11 protein-coding genes and 1 pseudogene are annotated in these 15,980 nt (G+C 70.0%); 8 read left to right on the plus strand and 4 right to left on the minus strand.

All coding sequences use genetic code 11. The features are described from left to right. Nucleotides 1-160 precede the first annotated feature (160 nt). From ACWDR3_RS43065 to ACWDR3_RS43080, 4 genes are all read left to right on the plus strand, one after another. On the plus strand, nt 161-1,384 hold the full coding sequence (locus ACWDR3_RS43065) for a sensor histidine kinase (RefSeq protein WP_450358101.1): 1,224 nt from the start codon (nt 161-163) through the stop codon (nt 1,382-1,384). Then, on the plus strand, nt 1,381-2,067 hold the full coding sequence (locus ACWDR3_RS43070) for a response regulator (protein ID WP_401729072.1): 687 nt from the start codon (nt 1,381-1,383) through the stop codon (nt 2,065-2,067). The genes ACWDR3_RS43065 and ACWDR3_RS43070 overlap by 4 nt, the downstream gene beginning before the upstream one ends. A 209-nt stretch (nt 2,068-2,276) precedes the next feature. Continuing rightward, nucleotides 2,277-5,408, plus strand: coding sequence for an efflux RND transporter permease subunit (locus ACWDR3_RS43075; RefSeq protein ID WP_450358102.1), 3,132 nt, complete (start codon nt 2,277-2,279; stop codon nt 5,406-5,408). A gap of 111 nt (nt 5,409-5,519) precedes the next feature. Then, complete coding sequence (locus ACWDR3_RS43080; RefSeq protein WP_450358103.1) at nt 5,520-7,766, plus strand: protein kinase domain-containing protein; 2,247 nt, start codon at nt 5,520-5,522, stop codon at nt 7,764-7,766. Nucleotides 7,767-7,812: 46 nt separating this feature from the next. Here the strand turns inward: ACWDR3_RS43080 and nadA are convergent, their stop codons facing one another. Then, a complete protein-coding gene (nadA, locus tag ACWDR3_RS43085) occupies nt 7,813-8,997 on the minus strand; it encodes a quinolinate synthase NadA (protein ID WP_450358105.1) in 1,185 nt (394 codons plus the stop codon). A 311-nt stretch (nt 8,998-9,308) separates the two neighbouring features. On the opposite strand from nadA, the gene ACWDR3_RS43090 reads away from it, so the two are divergent. Then, entirely contained in the window at nt 9,309-9,665 is a 357-nt protein-coding gene (locus tag ACWDR3_RS43090) for an iron-sulfur cluster assembly accessory protein (RefSeq protein WP_124004201.1), read from the plus strand. 127 nt (nt 9,666-9,792) lie between these two features. Here the strand turns inward: ACWDR3_RS43090 and ACWDR3_RS43095 are convergent, their stop codons facing one another. Continuing rightward, nucleotides 9,793-11,643, minus strand: coding sequence for a hypothetical protein (locus ACWDR3_RS43095; RefSeq protein WP_450358107.1), 1,851 nt, complete (start codon nt 11,641-11,643; stop codon nt 9,793-9,795). A 169-nt stretch (nt 11,644-11,812) separates the two neighbouring features. Further along, complete coding sequence (locus tag ACWDR3_RS43100) at nt 11,813-12,022, minus strand: hypothetical protein (RefSeq protein ID WP_124004202.1); 210 nt, start codon at nt 12,020-12,022, stop codon at nt 11,813-11,815. Nucleotides 12,023-12,152: 130 nt separating this feature from the next. On the opposite strand from ACWDR3_RS43100, the gene ACWDR3_RS43105 reads away from it, so the two are divergent. Next, nucleotides 12,153-13,127: a carbohydrate kinase family protein gene (locus ACWDR3_RS43105; protein ID WP_124004203.1), complete on the plus strand. Its 975-nt coding sequence runs from the start codon at nt 12,153-12,155 to the stop codon at nt 13,125-13,127. A 60-nt stretch (nt 13,128-13,187) separates the two neighbouring features. Here the strand turns inward: ACWDR3_RS43105 and ACWDR3_RS43110 are convergent, their stop codons facing one another. Beyond that, the gene (locus tag ACWDR3_RS43110) at nt 13,188-14,564 is read right to left on the minus strand and encodes an aminotransferase class V-fold PLP-dependent enzyme (RefSeq protein ID WP_450358109.1); all 1,377 of its coding nucleotides are present in this window, start codon (nt 14,562-14,564) and stop codon (nt 13,188-13,190) included. A gap of 270 nt (nt 14,565-14,834) precedes the next feature. Between ACWDR3_RS43110 and ctaC the strand changes: the two genes are divergently transcribed. Together ctaC and ACWDR3_RS43120 are read left to right on the plus strand one after the other, a co-directional pair. Beyond that, entirely contained in the window at nt 14,835-15,794 is a 960-nt protein-coding gene (gene ctaC, locus ACWDR3_RS43115) for an aa3-type cytochrome oxidase subunit II (protein ID WP_450358110.1), read from the plus strand. Beyond that, a pseudogene (locus ACWDR3_RS43120) lies at nt 15,791-15,980 on the plus strand (cytochrome ubiquinol oxidase subunit I); the annotation flags it as partial. The gene ctaC and the pseudogene ACWDR3_RS43120, both read left to right, overlap by 4 nt.

Below are 15,980 nucleotides of genomic sequence, written 5' to 3' on the forward strand. Positions count from 1 at the left end.
ACGTCCCGGCGGACTGGGTCAACACACCGTCCTCGTTCGACGCCGATCCGACTGGGGGCGGCAGCCCCCAGGAACGGCCACGCCAACGCCCGAAACCAGACAGGAAACCTACAGGCAGCCCCCGTTCAAAGCCCCGCAGGGAAGCCGTACTGTTCGGTACGTGAGCCGCACCCAAGACCGCGCCCGACACCACCTCAAGGCGCACCCCCTCGCACTGGACGCGGCCCTCGCGGCCGGGGTCCTGGTCTGCATGGTGGCCGGCTCATTCGTCGACCCGCACGGAAAGCACGGCGTCGACTGGGGCATCCGCACCCCCGACGTCCTCTCCCTCGTCCTCATCGTCCTCGGCGCCGCCGCCCTGATCTTCCGCCGCCGGGCCCCGAGGACGGTCCTCGCCCTCACCGGCACCGTCTCCCTGATCGAGTGCGTCGTCGGAGACCCCCGCGCCCCCGTCGCCATGGCCGCGGTCATCGCCCTCTACACCGTCGCGTACACCACCGACCGCGCCACCACCGTGCGCCTGGGCCTGCTGACGATGACCGTCCTGACCGGCGCCTCGATGCTGGCAGGACCCCTGCCCTGGTACGCCCAGGAGAACCTCGCGATCTTCGCCTGGACCGGCATCGGCGCCACCGCCGGGGACGCCGTCCGCAGCCGGCGCGCGGTCGTCCAGGCCATCCGGGAGCGCGCCGAGCGAGCGGAGCGCACCCGCGAGGAGGAGGCCCGCCGCCGCGTAGCCGAGGAACGCCTCCGTATCGCCCGCGACCTGCACGACGTCGTCGCCCACCACATCGCCCTGGTCAACGTGCAGGCCGGAGTCGCCGCGCACGTCATGGACAAGCGCCCCGACCAGGCCAAGGAAGCCCTCGCCCACGTACGCGAGGCCAGCCGCTCCGCGCTCAACGAACTGCGCGCCACCGTCGGCCTGTTGCGCCAGTCCGGCGACCCCGAGGCCCCCACCGAACCGGCCCCGGGCCTGGACCGCCTCGACGAACTCGTCGGCACCTTCCGCAGCGCGGGCCTGCACGTCGAGGTCGCCCGCGCCGACCACGGCACCACCCTGCCCGCCGCCGTCGGCCTGGCCGCCTACCGCGTGGTCCAGGAGGCCCTCACCAACGTGCAGAAACACGCCGGCACGGAGGCGAAGGCCGAGGTCAGCGTCGTACGCGTGGGACCGAACATCGAGATCACCGTCCTCGACAACGGCGCGGGGGAGGACGACGACCCGGAGAACGGCGGCGGCCACGGACTGCTCGGCATGCGCGAACGCGTCACCGCCCTGCGCGGCACCCTCACCACCGGTCCCCGCTACGGAGGCGGCTTCCGCGTCCATGCGATCCTGCCGGTCAAGACCCGCTCACGCGCCTCGGGGGACCCCGTATGACGACGATCCGCGTCCTGCTCGCCGACGACCAGGCCCTGCTGCGCAGCGCCTTCCGGGTGCTCGTCGACTCGGAGCCCGACATGGAGGTCGTGGGGGAGGCGTCCGACGGCGCGGAGGCGGTGCGGCTGGCCAAGCAGGAGCGGGCCGATGTCGTCCTGATGGACATCCGGATGCCCGGCACCGACGGCCTCGCGGCCACCCGCATGATCAGCGCCGACCCCTCGCTCGCGCACGTCCGGGTCGTCATCCTGACCACCTTCGAGGTCGACGACTACGTCGTGCAGTCCCTGCGCGCCGGCGCCTCCGGCTTCCTCGGCAAGGGCAGCGAACCCGACGAGCTCCTCTCCGCCATCCGGGTCGCGGCCGGCGGCGAGGCACTGCTCTCCCCGGCCGCCACCAAGGGCCTGATCGCCCGCTTCCTCGCCCAGGGCGGCGCGGCCGACGACGGACGCGACCCGGCCCGCGCGGAACGGCTCGACGCGCTCACCGTGCGGGAGCGCGAGGTGCTCGTCCAGGTCGCCGGCGGACTCTCCAACGACGAGATCGCCGAGCGTCTGGAGGTCAGCCCGCTCACGGTGAAGACCCACGTCAACCGGGCCATGGCCAAGCTCGGCGCGCGCGACCGGGCCCAACTGGTCGTGATCGCCTACGAGTCGGGGCTGGTACGTCCAAGGGTGGAGTGAACTCCACCGGCCGTACTGCGGCCGGAGTATGCGCCGGATAAGGAACGGGACCTGGGGGCTAGGAATCGGGGCTCCCCGATGGCTCAGGGTGAGAGGGCGGCCGCTCACCTGTGCGTCCGCTGTCGACTTCTGCCCTCTGACCCTCCCAGAAGGCCCGTCCCAGAGGGCACTTCGCAGAAGGCCCCTCCCGGAAGAGAGAGCTCTCACCCATGTCCTGGCTGTCCCGATTCAGCCTCGCGCAACGGGCCCTGATAGGTCTGATGTCCATCATCGTGCTCGCCTTCGGAGCGATCGCGATACCGCAGCTCAAGCAGCAACTGCTGCCCTCCATCGAACTGCCCATGGTGTCCGTGATCGCCCCCTACCAGGGCGCCGCACCCGACGTCGTCGAGAAGCAGGTCGTCGAGCCGATCGAGGACAACCTCGAAGCCGTCGACAGCATCACCGGCGTCACCTCCACGGCGAGCGAGGGCAACGCCGTGATCATGGCCTCCTTCGACTACGGCAACGACACGAAGCAGCTCGTCGCCGATGTCCAGCAGGCCGTCAACCGGGCCCGCGTCCAGCTCCCGGACGACGTCGACCCGCAGGTCGTCGCCGGCTCCACGGACGACATCCCGACCGTCGTCCTCGCCGTCACCTCCGAGCAGGACCAGCAGGCCCTCGCCGACCGGCTCGACCGGACCGTCGTACCGGACCTGAAGGGCATCGACGGCGTCGGCCAGGTCACGGTCGACGGGGTGCGGGACCTCCAGGTCACCGTCACGCCCGACGACGCGAAGCTGGCGCGGGCCGGGCTCAGCACGCTCGCCCTCGGCCAGGCCCTGCAGGCGGGCGGCGCGACCGTCCCGGCCGGCTCCTTCGACGAGGACGGCGCCAACCGCACGGTCCAAGTGGGCGGCGGTTTCACCTCGTTGACGCAGATCCAGGACCTGATGGTCACGGGGCAGGGCGGCGGCAAGCCGGTGCGCCTCGGGGACGTGGCCACCGTCGAGCAGCAGCAGGCCACCGCCGACTCCATCACCCGCACCGACGGCAAGCCGAGCCTCGCGGTGTCGGTCACGATGGACCACGACGGCAGCGCGGTCGCCATCTCGAACGCGGTTGAGGACAAGCTGCCAGCCCTGCGCAAGGACGTCGGCTCCGGCGCGAGCATCACCGTCGTCAGCGACCAGGGCCCGGCGGTCTCCAAGTCCATCAGCGGCCTGACCACCGAGGGCGCGCTCGGCCTGCTCTTCGCGATCCTGGTCATCCTGGTGTTCCTGGCCTCGATCCGCTCGACCCTGGTCACCGCGGTGAGCATCCCGCTCTCGGTCGTGCTCGCGCTGATCGTCCTGTGGACGCGCGACCTGTCCCTCAACATGCTGACGCTGGGCGCGCTGACCATCGCCATCGGCCGGGTCGTCGACGACTCGATCGTGGTCCTGGAGAACATCAAACGGCACCTCGGCTACGGCGAGGAGCGCGAGGAGGCCATCCTCAAGGCGGTCCGCGAGGTGGCCGGCGCGGTCACCTCCTCGACCCTCACCACGGTCGCCGTCTTCCTGCCGATCGGCCTGGTCGGCGGTATGGTGGGCGAGCTGTTCGGCTCGTTCAGCCTGACGGTGACCGCGGCCCTGCTGGCCTCGCTGCTGGTGTCGCTGACGGTCGTACCGGTCCTGTCGTACTGGTTCCTGCGCGCCCCCAAGGGCACGCCGGACGACGCCGAACAGGCCCGCCGGCTGGCCGAGGAGAAGGAGGCGAGGAGCCGCCTGCAGCGGATCTACGTCCCCGTCCTGCGCTTCGCGACCCGTCGCCGCCTCACCAGCGTGCTGCTCGCGGCCGTGATCCTGATCGGCACGTTCGGCATGGCGCCGCTGCTGAAGACGAACTTCTTCGACCAGGGCGAGCAGGAAGTCCTCACCGTCAAGCAGGAGTTGAAGCCGGGCACCAGCCTGGCGGCGACCGACGCGCAGGCCAAGAAGGTCGAGCAGCTGCTCGGCGCCACCAAGGGCGTCAAGGACTACCAGGTCACCATCGGCTCGTCCGGCTTCATGGCGGCCTTCGGCGGTGGCACGGACACCAACCAGGCCTCCTACCAGGTGATGCTGGACGACTCGGCCTCCTACGACGACGTGCAGGACGGCATCGAGTCCGGCCTGAAGAAGCTGACCGGCATCGGCACCACCACCGTCTCCGCCGGTGACGGCTTCGGCAGCCAGGACCTGAGCGTCGTCGTCAAGGCGGCCGACGGGAACGTGCTGCGTACGGCGGCCGAGCAGGTCCGCGAGGCGGTGGCGGGCCTCGACGACGTCACCGACGTGAGCAGCGACCTCTCGCAGAGCGTGCCGCGCATCTCGGTCAAGGCCAACTCCAAGGCGGCGGCGGCCGGTTACAACGACCAGACGCTCGGCGCCGCGGTCACCGAGGCGGTCAAGGGCACCACGGCCGCCAAGGCGATCCTGGACGACACCGAACGTGACGTCGTCATCAAGTCGGCCAAGCCGGCGGCGACTCTGGCCCAGTTGAGGAATCTCAAGCTCGGCCAGGTCGAGCTGGGCGACATCGCCACGGTGAAGCTGGTCGACGGACCGGTCTCGATGACCCGTATCGACGGCCAGCGCGCGGCGACCGTCACCGCGCGGCCGACCGGCGACAACACGGGTGCGGTGAGCGGCAAGCTGCAGACCGAGATCGACGCCCTCAAGCTGCCGGCCGGCGCCACCGCGCAGATCGGCGGGGTCAGTTCGGACCAGGACGACGCGTTCAAGAACCTGGGCCTGGCGATGCTGGCGGCGATCGCGATCGTCTTCATGCTGCTGGTCGCGACCTTCCGCTCGCTCGCCCAGCCGCTGATCCTGCTGGTCTCCATCCCGTTCGCGGCGACCGGCGCGATCGGCCTGCTGATCGTCACCGGCACCCCGATGGGCGTCCCCGCGATGATCGGCATGCTGATGCTGATCGGCATCGTGGTGACCAACGCGATCGTGCTGATCGACCTGATCAACCAGTACCGCAAGCAGGGTTACGGCGTCGTCGAGGCCGTGGTCGAGGGCGGCCGGCACCGGCTGCGTCCGATCCTCATGACGGCCCTGGCGACGATCTTCGCCCTGCTCCCGATGGCCCTGGGCGTTACCGGTGAGGGCGGCTTCATCGCCCAGCCGCTGGCCGTGGTCGTCATCGGCGGCCTGATCACCTCGACCCTGCTCACCCTGCTCCTCGTCCCGACGCTCTACGCGATGCTCGAACTCCGCAAGGAGCGGCGGACGAAGAAGCGGGCGGCGAAGCAGGAGAGGAAGTCCGAGCCGCCGGCCCCGCGATCGGCCTCGGACGAATCGGAGCCGGAGCCCGCGGGAGTGTGACGGCCGAGACGGCCGGGCCCCGGACCAGGACGGTCCCGGGCCCGGCCGTCGGTATTTCCCCGTTGGGTATCTTGTGGTTCGAACTGCCTGACGGTGAAGGGGATCCCCGCGGTGCCACTGCACAAGGATGACCCGAAGTCGGTCGGCGGATACCGACTGGTGGACCGCTTCGGAGCCGGCGGCATGGGCGTCGTGTACTGGGGCCGGTCCCGCTCGGGCCGTGACGTCGCCGTCAAGGTCGTGCACGCCCAGTACGCCGAGGACCCGGTCTTCCGCGCCCGGTTCCGCCAGGAGATCGAGGCCGTCCGCAAGGTGAGCGGCGCCTTCACCGCACCGGTGGTGGACGCCGACCCGGAGGCGGTACGGCCCTGGATGGCGACCCAGTACGTCCCCGGGAACTCCCTCGCCCAGCGGATCCGCGAGCACGGCGCGCTGAAGGGCACCGAGCTGCGCCGGCTGGCCCTGGGGCTGGTCGAGGCGTTGCGGGACATCCACCGGGCCGGGGTGGTGCACCGGGACCTGAAGCCCGCCAACGTCCTGATGTCCGAGGACGGCCCCCGCGTCATCGACTTCGGCATCTCCCGCGCGGTCGAGAACCACAACACCCTCACCGAGACCGGCCAGATGATCGGCACCCCGCCCTTCATGTCCCCGGAGCAGTTCACCGACGCCCGTACGGTGGGCCCCGCCTCGGACGTCTTCTCGCTCGGGGCGCTGCTGGTGTACACCGTCACCGGGCGCGGTCCCTTCGACGCCGACAGCCCCTATCTGACGGCCTACCGGGTGGTCCACAACGAACCCGTACTGGACGGGCTGCCGCTGCCGTTGCGCGCGGTCCTGGAGCGCTGCCTGGCCAAGGAGGCCAAGGAGCGGCCCGAACTCGACGAGCTGGAACGGGAGTTCGCGGAGGCCCTGCCCGAGTCGGACCCCGGCGACCCGGTCACGCTGACGCTGCGCATGGACCGGTTGCGGGCCGCGGGGGAGACCTCCTCAGGGGCCGACCCGGGGGAGGTGACCAAGCCCCCCGGGCCCGGCCGCCGTACCGACGGGCGGGGCCGCCGTATCCGCCCGTTGCTGGTGGCCGGCACGGTCTGCGCGACGGCCCTTGGCCTGCTCGGGTACCTGTGGCTCGGCCCGGGATTCTCGGACAGCCCTCCGGCGCCGGCCTCCGCCGGCTCCCCGGACTCCCGGTGGGCGGCGGTGCCCACCGGCTTCGGCACCTGGCAGTCGACGGTGTTCCGGACGGCACCGCGAGGCGCGGCCGAGGCGCTGGGGGAGGAGAGCGGCGACCCGAGCGACGCCACCTGCCGCAGGTACGAGAACGCGGTCTACTGCGCGGGCAACGACATCCTTCCGGTCCGGCTGGACGGCCGTACCGGCAAGACGGTCTGGCGCGCCTCCCTCGCGTCCACCGAACCCGGCGCGGAGCTGAACTCCTTCACGCTCCTCGGGGTGCGGGACGACGTGATGCTGGTCCGGCAGGCCGTGTTCATCGGGACCTCCGGGAACTCGACGGTCACCGTCGTCGCTCTCGACACGGACAGCGGGAAGCGGCTGTGGTCCCGCGAGGTGCACGACGAGACCGTCGACCTGGGCCTGTCCCACGACCTCGCCCTGACCCCCGAGGGCCGGCTGGTGACGGCCCGCTCCCCGCGCACCGGCGCCGAGCGCTGGACCCTGGAGCTCCCCGCCGACAACTACTGCCAGTTCCTGACGTACGGCTCGGGCCTGTACGCGCACTGCTTCCCGGGGGACGAGAGCCGGCCCGCCGAGCTCCTGGAGATCGACCAGGCCGACGGCTCGGTGGTCCGGCGTCTGGAGACCCCGTACACGACCGGTCTGCTCGGCATCGTCGACGGCAAGCCGGCCTTCGCGGTGGGCACCACGGGCCCGACGCGCCCCGAGGAGCTGACGTTCGGCAAGATCTGGCTGGTCGACCCGGAGACCGGCGCCGGCACCACGACGAAACTCGCGAAGACGTACGAGGGTGCGGTGACGCTGGCCGCCGGCACGCTGTGGATCACCGGGGCCAACGGCCTGGTGACCGCCGTGTCCCCGCTGACCGGCAAGCAGCTGTGGCAGACCCGCACCGGCGCCGAGGGCTCGGGCCAGCCGACGTACGACGCCCGTACCCGCACCCTGTATCTGGCCAGCACCAGTGGCCGGGTCGCGGCCCTCGACGCCCGCGAGGGCACGCTGCTGTGGGAGACGGGCGCGCACGCCGAGCAGCTCGCGAGCGGCGACGTGATCAAGTCCGCGGTACTGCCGTACGGCGGTGCGCTGATCGTGAACACCCCGGACGGCACCGTCTTCAGCCTCGACCCGGCTCACCCCGGACGGAAGCCCGTGACGGGGTGAGCCGGGCCGAGTGAGCGGGGTCGGGTGAGCCGGGCCGGACTCGGGCCTACGGCAGCGCCAGCATCCGCTCCAGCGCCAGCTTCGCGAACGCCTCGGTCTCCTTGTCGACCTCGATCCGGTTGACCAGCTTGCCCTCGGCCAGCGACTCCAGGGTCCAGACCAGGTGGGGCAGGTCGATGCGGTTCATGGTCGAGCAGAAGCAGACCGTCTTGTCGAGGAAGACGATCTCCTTGCCCTCGGGCGCGAACCGGTTCGCGAGCCGGCGTACGAGATTGAGTTCCGTACCGATGGCCCACTTGGAACCGGCCGGAGCCGCCTCAAGTGCCTTGATGATGTACTCCGTCGAGCCGACGTAGTCCGCCGCGGAGACGACCTCGTGCTTGCACTCGGGGTGCACCAGGACGTTGACCCCGGGTATGCGGGCGCGCACGTCCTCGACCGACTCCAGCGAGAAGCGGCCGTGCACCGAGCAGTGGCCGCGCCACAGGATCATCTTCGCGGCCCTCAACTGCTCAACGGTGAGGCCCCCGTTGGGCTTGTGCGGGTTGTAGAGGACGCAGTCCTCCAGGCTCAGGCCCAGGTCGCGGACGGCCGTGTTGCGCCCGAGGTGCTGGTCCGGCAGGAACAGCACCTTCTCGCCCTGCTCGAAGGCCCACTCAAGCGCCCGCTCGGCGTTCGACGAGGTGCAGATCGTGCCGCCGTGCTTGCCGGTGAACGCCTTGATGTCGGCGGAGGAGTTCATGTACGAGACGGGCACGACCTGCTCGGCGATGCCGGCCTCGGTCAGCACGTCCCAGCACTCGGCGACCTGCTCGGCGGTGGCCATGTCGGCCATCGAGCAGCCGGCCGCCAGATCCGGGAGCACGACCTTCTGGTCGTCGGACGTCAGGATGTCCGCGGACTCCGCCATGAAGTGCACACCGCAGAACACGATGTACTCCGCCTCCGGGCGTGCGGCCGCGTCCCGGGCCAGCTTGAACGAGTCACCCGTGACGTCGGCGAACTGGATGACCTCGTCGCGCTGGTAGTGGTGGCCGAGCACGAAGACCTTGTCGCCGAGCTTCTCCTTGGCCGCGCGGGCCCGCTCGACCAGGTCGGGGTCGGACGGCGAGGGCAGGTCACCGGGACACTCGACGCCCCGCTCGCTCTTCGGGTCGGCCTCGCGGCCGAGCAGCAGCAGGGCGAGGGGCGTCGGCTGTACGTCGAGCTCCTGGGTCTGGGCGGTGGTCACGACACACACCCTTTCTGTTCTGCGGGCTGTCCTGAAAAGACGGACCTTCTCGTCGAATTGACGTTATCTATCATAACTGCTTCATGTCAGTTTGACGATGCCCATAGCGTCGATGTGACATCAATCCCGGCGGGCACTCGGTGCGCACTCGGTACGCGCTCGGTGAGGGACCTTGCGGGCATGTGCGAGCATGGTTGGTGGAACAGAAGAGGAACAGGCGAAAAGAACGCCACCAGGCCCGGAATGAATCCGCGGCCCTGCCGGTTGCAATTGTCGGCAAGCAGTCTCCGTACAACCCGGGAGAGATGTAGATGTCCGTATCGGACGAGACCAGCACCGTCACCGACGGCATCATCCTGTCCGACGCCGCCGCGGCGAAGGTCAAGGCCCTGCTCGACCAGGAAGGCCGCGACGACCTGGCCCTGCGTGTCGCCGTTCAGCCCGGCGGCTGCTCCGGCCTGCGTTACCAGCTCTTCTTCGACGAGCGCTCCCTCGACGGCGATGTCGTCAAGGACTTCGGCGGCGTCAAGGTCGTCACCGACCGCATGAGCGCCCCGTACCTGGGCGGCGCCTCCGTCGACTTCGTGGACACGATCGAGAAGCAGGGCTTCACGATCGACAACCCGAACGCGACGGGCTCCTGCGCCTGCGGCGACTCCTTCAGCTAAACCCCACCGGCCCGCGGCGACCGCGGTGCCTGACTGGGACACCAGGACATGACGAAGGCGGCGGCCCCCTCCGACGGGGCCGCCGCCTTCGCCGTATCCGGTGAGCGAACGGGACGACGTTCCGCTCCTACTGGGCCATGGACGCCTGCGGCAGCCGCGCGCCCGCCTTCTCCAACGGGATCCCCTTGCCGTCCGTCCCCACGACCTTGCGGTCACCGAGCGGCGCGTCCAGCTGGACCGTCTGCTGGTACTCCTTGGCGATCATGATGCAGACCTTGTTCTTCCAGGGCTTCTCGGTCACCGTCGCGGTCACCTCGTCCCCGCTCTCGCTCGCCGTCGCCTTGTAGTCGGCGCACACCCCGCCGTAGAAGGTCACGGTCAGCTCCCGCCCGTCGGCCGAGTAGCCCTCCACCTTCACGTCCCGCGATTCCGGAGCCGAGGTCGGTTCGTCGCCCGGAGTGGACGTCGTCGGGCTGGGCTCACCGGTCGGCGTGGCCGAGGGCGAGGCCAGATACTTCGGGTCCACCGCCGGATACGTCACCCGGAAACCGTCCGCCGCCCCGGCCGACCGCACCTTGAACAGCCACGACGGCACCAGCGCCTGCCGCCCGTCCACGGACCGCGCGGCCAGCCCGAACACCGCGTCGCCGACGGTCACCGTCTCCCGCGTGGGCTGAGCCGTCGACGACCCGCACGGCGCTTCGAGCCGGTCCTTGAGCGGTACGGCACTGGCGCAGCCGCCGATGCCCATGCGGTGGTCGGTCGTCGGCGCCGAGTTCATCAAGGCCAGCGTCTTCTCCGCGCTCAGCACGGGATACGTGTCGCCCTTCACCGGCGCCTTCAACCGGCCGGTGCCGCCGACCACTTCACCCTGCACGCTCACCGTGAGGCCGGTCGTCCAGCCGTAGGTGGGCAGCCCGCCGACCGTCGGATCGGCGTTCACGACCCGCTGGGCGCCCATGACCTGGCTCGCGTCCACCTTCGCGTCGTCCTGGCCGACCGCCTTCAGGATCGGCGCGGCCACCTTCTTCGCCGCCGCCTCGCTCACCGTGTCGCCGGCCGGGTTCGCGGGATCCTGCGGGCACACCGTCATGCTCTTGCAGTTGTCGGTGCCGGCCGCGAACCGGTGGAAGGTCCAGGTGCCCGGCGCCGCCTTGTCGACCACCAGGCTCGGCCCCCCGCCGTCCTTGTTGGGCCCGACCTGCCAGGACTGCCCCTGGACCACCGGCGCCCCCTCCACTCCGAGCGCCTTCGCCAGCCGGGCCACCTCGTCCTTGGTGACCTCGCCCGTCGCCCGGTACACGGGCGCCGAGTCCGGCCCGTCGGGCAGGCTGCCGTGGACCTTGTAGGTCACGCCGTAGGGATTCGGCTCCCCGGGCGCGATCCCGTTCGAACCGCTCTCGGCGTAGCCGTCGAGCACGAGCTGCGGGGGAGTCCCACCGTCTCCTCCGGAGGCTCCGGCCCCCGAGTCTCCACCGTCTCCTCCGGAGGCGGTGGCGGCGAGATACGCCCCACCGCCACCGATGAGCAGGACCGCGGCGGCGACGGAGGCGACGAGAACGCGGGGACGCCGTCGGTTCGGCGGAGGCTGAGGGGCTTCGGCTGCGGATTCGTGCGGGCCGGGGACTTCGGCGCCGACGGGGTCGGCTTCATCGGCGTCCGGCGCGTCCGGCGCCTCGTCGAAGGCGGGAGCGTGTACGTCGGCCGACGCCTCGGCAGGGGCGGGCGCGTCGGCCGGGGTCTCAGCGGCCTTGGCGTCGCCGGCTTCGGCGCCGGGAGCCTCGGACTCGGTGTCCTCGTCATCACGGGCGCCTGTTTCGTCAGCACCGGAAGCCTCGACAGGCGTTTCCTCGGTACCGGCAGCCTTCGCAGCGTCTTCGGCGGCTTCGGTTTCCGCGCCCTTGGCGGCCTCAGCGCCGGAAGCCCCCGCCTCACCGCCGGAGGCAGGGGTGTCGTCATCGGGTCGCTCGGTGTTCACCGCATCGCTCCTTCGGCTGCGCAACTGTCCCTTGACCCTGACCCGGCCCTGCCAAAGAGGCCGGTGGGAGGGTCGTATCCCGCATCCCCTTTAAAGGGGACGGCGATGGGACGCGTCGGGGGAGCGCGCGGTTCCCTGCAATGCGCCGATCCGAACGATCGAGCTGGTTTCAGTCGCCGTAGTCCGACATCTCGTCCAGCAGTCGGGCCGACCTCGACGGCACAGTCACCCCATGGATCAGCGACGGCGACACCGGCAGCGCGGCGATCCGGACGGGCGCCGTCCAGTGCGGTGCCATCCTGGCGCAGTCACCGCGCAGCGACGCGAGGTCGCCTTCCAGATCGGCCGGAGCGGGCGCGTGGACCTTGAGGTTCGTCATAGCGGAACCGTAGGCACGCTTCCGCCCGCGAAGAAAGATCTACTATCGGGTAGTTTTGGCGGCTTCAGAGCCCGGCTACGACCCGGTAGCGTGAACTGTCAATCTGTCTCCCCACAGGAGAGTCCCCGCCGTGCGCATCGCAGTCACCGGCTCCATCGCCACAGACCACCTCATGACCTTCCCCGGCCGCTTCGCCGACCAGCTCGTCGCGGACCAGTTGCACACGGTCTCGCTCTCCTTCCTGGTCGACAATCTCGACGTACGCCGGGGCGGCGTCGGCGCGAACATCGCGTTCGGCATGGGCCAGCTGGGCACCCGGCCGATCCTGGTCGGCGCGGCCGGCTTCGACTTCGACGAGTACCGCGGCTGGCTGGAGCGGCACGGTGTCGACACCGACTCGGTGCGGATCTCCGAGACCCTGCACACCGCGCGCTTCGTGTGCACCACCGACTCCGACCACAACCAGATCGGCTCCTTCTACACGGGCGCGATGAGCGAGGCCCGCCTCATCGAGCTCAAGGCCGTCGCGGACCGCGTCGGCGGTCTCGACCTGGTGCTGATCGGCGCGGACGACCCGGAGGGCATGCTCCGGCACACCGAGGAGTGCCGGTCCCGTTCGATTCCCTTCGCGGCGGACTTCTCCCAGCAGATCGCCCGTATGAACGGCGACGAGATCCGGATCCTGCTGGACGGCGCCACGTACCTCTTCTCCAACGAGTACGAGAAGGGGCTCATCGAGTCGAAGACGGGGTGGAGTGACGCGGAGATCCTGGCGAAGGTCGGGACGCGGGTGACGACGCTCGGTTCGCGTGGTGTTCGTATCGAGCGGGTGGGTGAGGACCCGATCGAGGTTGGTTGCGCGGAGGAAGAGCGGAAGGCTGACCCGACGGGTGTCGGCGACGCTTTCCGTGCGGGGTTCCTCTCGGGGTTGGCGTGGGGGGTTTCGCTGGAGCGGGCGGCGCAGGTCGGCTGCATGTTGGCGACGCTTGTGATTGAGACGGTGGGTACGCAGGAGTATCAGCTGCGGCGGGGGCACTTCATGGACCGGTTTACGAAGGCTTACGGGCATGATGCGGCGGCCGAGGTTCAGGGGCATTTGGGCTGAGTTTGCCGGGTGCGGGTGTGTGGGGGCTGGTCGCGCAGTTCCCCGCGCCCCTGGCGGCGATCAGCTCAACCGGCGTACCAAGTAGGCCGCACCCTTTTCCGCCGTCTCCTCGCCTACGTACTCCTGATCCCGCATTTCGCACCATGCCGGGATGTCCAGGCGGGCCGCCTCGTCGTCGGAGAGGACCCGGATCGTGCCGCCCACCGGGACCTCGCCGATTACCTTGGCCAGTTCGATGACGGGGATGGGGCAGCGTTTGCCGAGGGCGTCCACGATGAGGGCGTCCTCGGTGGTGATGGTGGTCGGCAGGGATGCGCCCAATTTCTCCCGTACTGCCGCCACCGCCCCCGGCAGGACCTCCAGGAAGCGTTCGACGTCCGCCTCCGGCGTCCCCAGCGGCAGCGAAACCCTCACATTGCCCTCACTCAGCACGCCCATCGCCTTGAGGACATGGCTGGGCGTCAGGGTGCTGCTCGTGCAGGAGGAGCCGGAGGAGACGGAGAAGCCCGCTCGGTCCAGTTCGTGGAGGAGTGTCTCTCCGTCGACATAGAGACAGGAGAAGGTGACGATCCCGGGCAGTCGCCGTTCAGGATCCCCGACCACCTCCACGTCCGGTACCAGCCGCGGCACCCGGGCCCGGATCCGGTCCGTCAACTCCCGCAGCCGTACCGCCTCCTGGGCCGCCTCCGCGCGCACCGCCCGTAGCGAGGCCGCCGCCGCGACGATCGCCGGCAGGTTCTCGAACCCGGCCGCCCGCCCCGACTCCCGCTCGTCCACGGGCCCTTGTGGCGCGAACCGCACCCCTTTCCGTACGACGAGCAGCCCCACCCCCGCCGGCCCGCCCCACTTGTGCGCACTCGCCGCCAGCAACGACCAGTCACCCTCGACCGGCCCCCACCCGAGCGACTGCGCCGCGTCCACCAGCAACGGCACCCCGGCCGCCCGGCACACCTCGGCCACCCCGGCGACTGGCTGTACGGTCCCCACCTCATGATTGGCCGACTGGAGACAGGCGAGTGCGGTGTCCTGCCGGAGGGCTTGCTCGTAGGCCTCCGCGGTCACCGCGCCCGTGCGGTCCACGGCGATCCGCGCGACCGTCCCCCCGTCGGCCTCATGCACATCGGCCGAATGGAGTACGGAGGAATGTTCGACCGCTGACACGATCAGGTGACCCCCGACGCGTCGCCGCCCTGCCAACGCCCCCGCAATTCCCGTATGAACGGCCCGTGTTCCGGAGGAGGTGAAGACCAGTTCGTCCGGCCGGCAGCCCACGGTTTCGGCAGCGGCTTCTCGGGCGGCGTCCAGAAGCATCCGGGCTCGCCGCCCCTCCCGATACAACCGGGACGGGTCAGCCCACCCTTCGTCCAAAGACGCCAACAGCGCCTGACGCGCGACGGGATGGAGGGGAGCACTGGAGGCAGCGTCGAAGTAGGACACGCGGTCACGCTAACTCCCTCAGGGGCGCGAGGCTGTGTCCATTTGCGGCTCCGCCGCGGGGCGCGATCAGCCACAAACAACCCGCAGCCGCCAATCCAGCGAACCCACCGAGTGACTAGGCACCCCTCCCCGCGAACCCCCGGAGGGCGTCGGCTAGGGTTTGGTCCGCATAAACATCCAAACCCCTGCCCGACGCAGGACGGCGACCGACCACCGAGAAGGCCAGGCCGCAGCCATACCGCGCGGGCGAGACTCTCGGGAAGGCGCTACGTGAGTCCCAACGGCTCCGACCGCTCGCCGCGGCGCCCGATGCGGCGGAAGCTGCTGCAGGCAATGACCGCGGGCCTGGTCCTGGCGACCGCCACCGGTTGCACATACAAGGACTTCCCCCGCCTTGGTATGCCCACCCCGACCACGGAAGAGGCTCCGCGGATCCTCTCCCTGTGGCAGGGGTCCTGGGCCGCCGCGCTGGCCACCGGCGTGTTGGTGTGGGGCCTGATCATCTGGAGCACGATCTTCCACCGGCGCAGCCGCACCAAGATCGAAGTGCCTCCGCAGACCCGGTACAACATGCCGATCGAGGCGCTGTACACGGTCGTTCCGCTCGTCATCGTCTCGGTGCTCTTCTACTTCACCGCGCGCGACGAGACGAAGATCCTCAGCCTCGACAAGAAGCCGGACGTCACGGTCAACGTGGTCGGCTTCCAGTGGAGCTGGGGCTTCAACTACATCGAGCCCGTCGAGGGTTCCACAGGTGACGCGAAGACAGACGCGAACCTGGCCGCCATCCCGGACCGCTTCAAGGACGACTTCCCGGCGAACGCCGGCGGTGTCTACGACGTCGGTACGCCTGGCACGCGGAACCCGCAGACCAACAACCCGGGCCCGACGCTGTGGCTCCCCAAGGGGGAGACCGTCCGCTTCGTCCTCACCTCGCGTGACGTCATCCACTCCTTCTGGGTGGTGCCGTTCCTGATGAAGATGGACGTCATCCCGGGCCACACCAACTCCTTCCAGGTGACCCCCAACAAGGAGGGCACCTTCCTGGGCAAGTGCGCCGAGCTGTGCGGCGTCGACCACTCGCGGATGCTGTTCAACGTGAAGGTCGTCTCCCCCGAGCGGTACGAGCAGCACCTCAAGGACCTCGTCAAGAAGGGGCAGACCGGTTACGTTCCCGCCGGCATCGCGCAGACGAGCCACGAGAAGAACCGGGAGACGAACAACCTGTGAGCATCCTCAACGAACCCCAGGGTGCCGCGGCAGCTGAAGTCGGTTATGCCGACGAGCTTCCGGTCCGGCGCAAGCAGCCCGGCAACGTGGTCATCAAGTGGCTGACCACCACGGACCACAAGACCATCGGAACGCTGTATCTCGTCACGTCGTTCGCGTTCTTCCTGATCGGCGGCGTGATGGCGC

Source organism: Streptomyces sp. NPDC001002 (assembly GCF_053599215.1).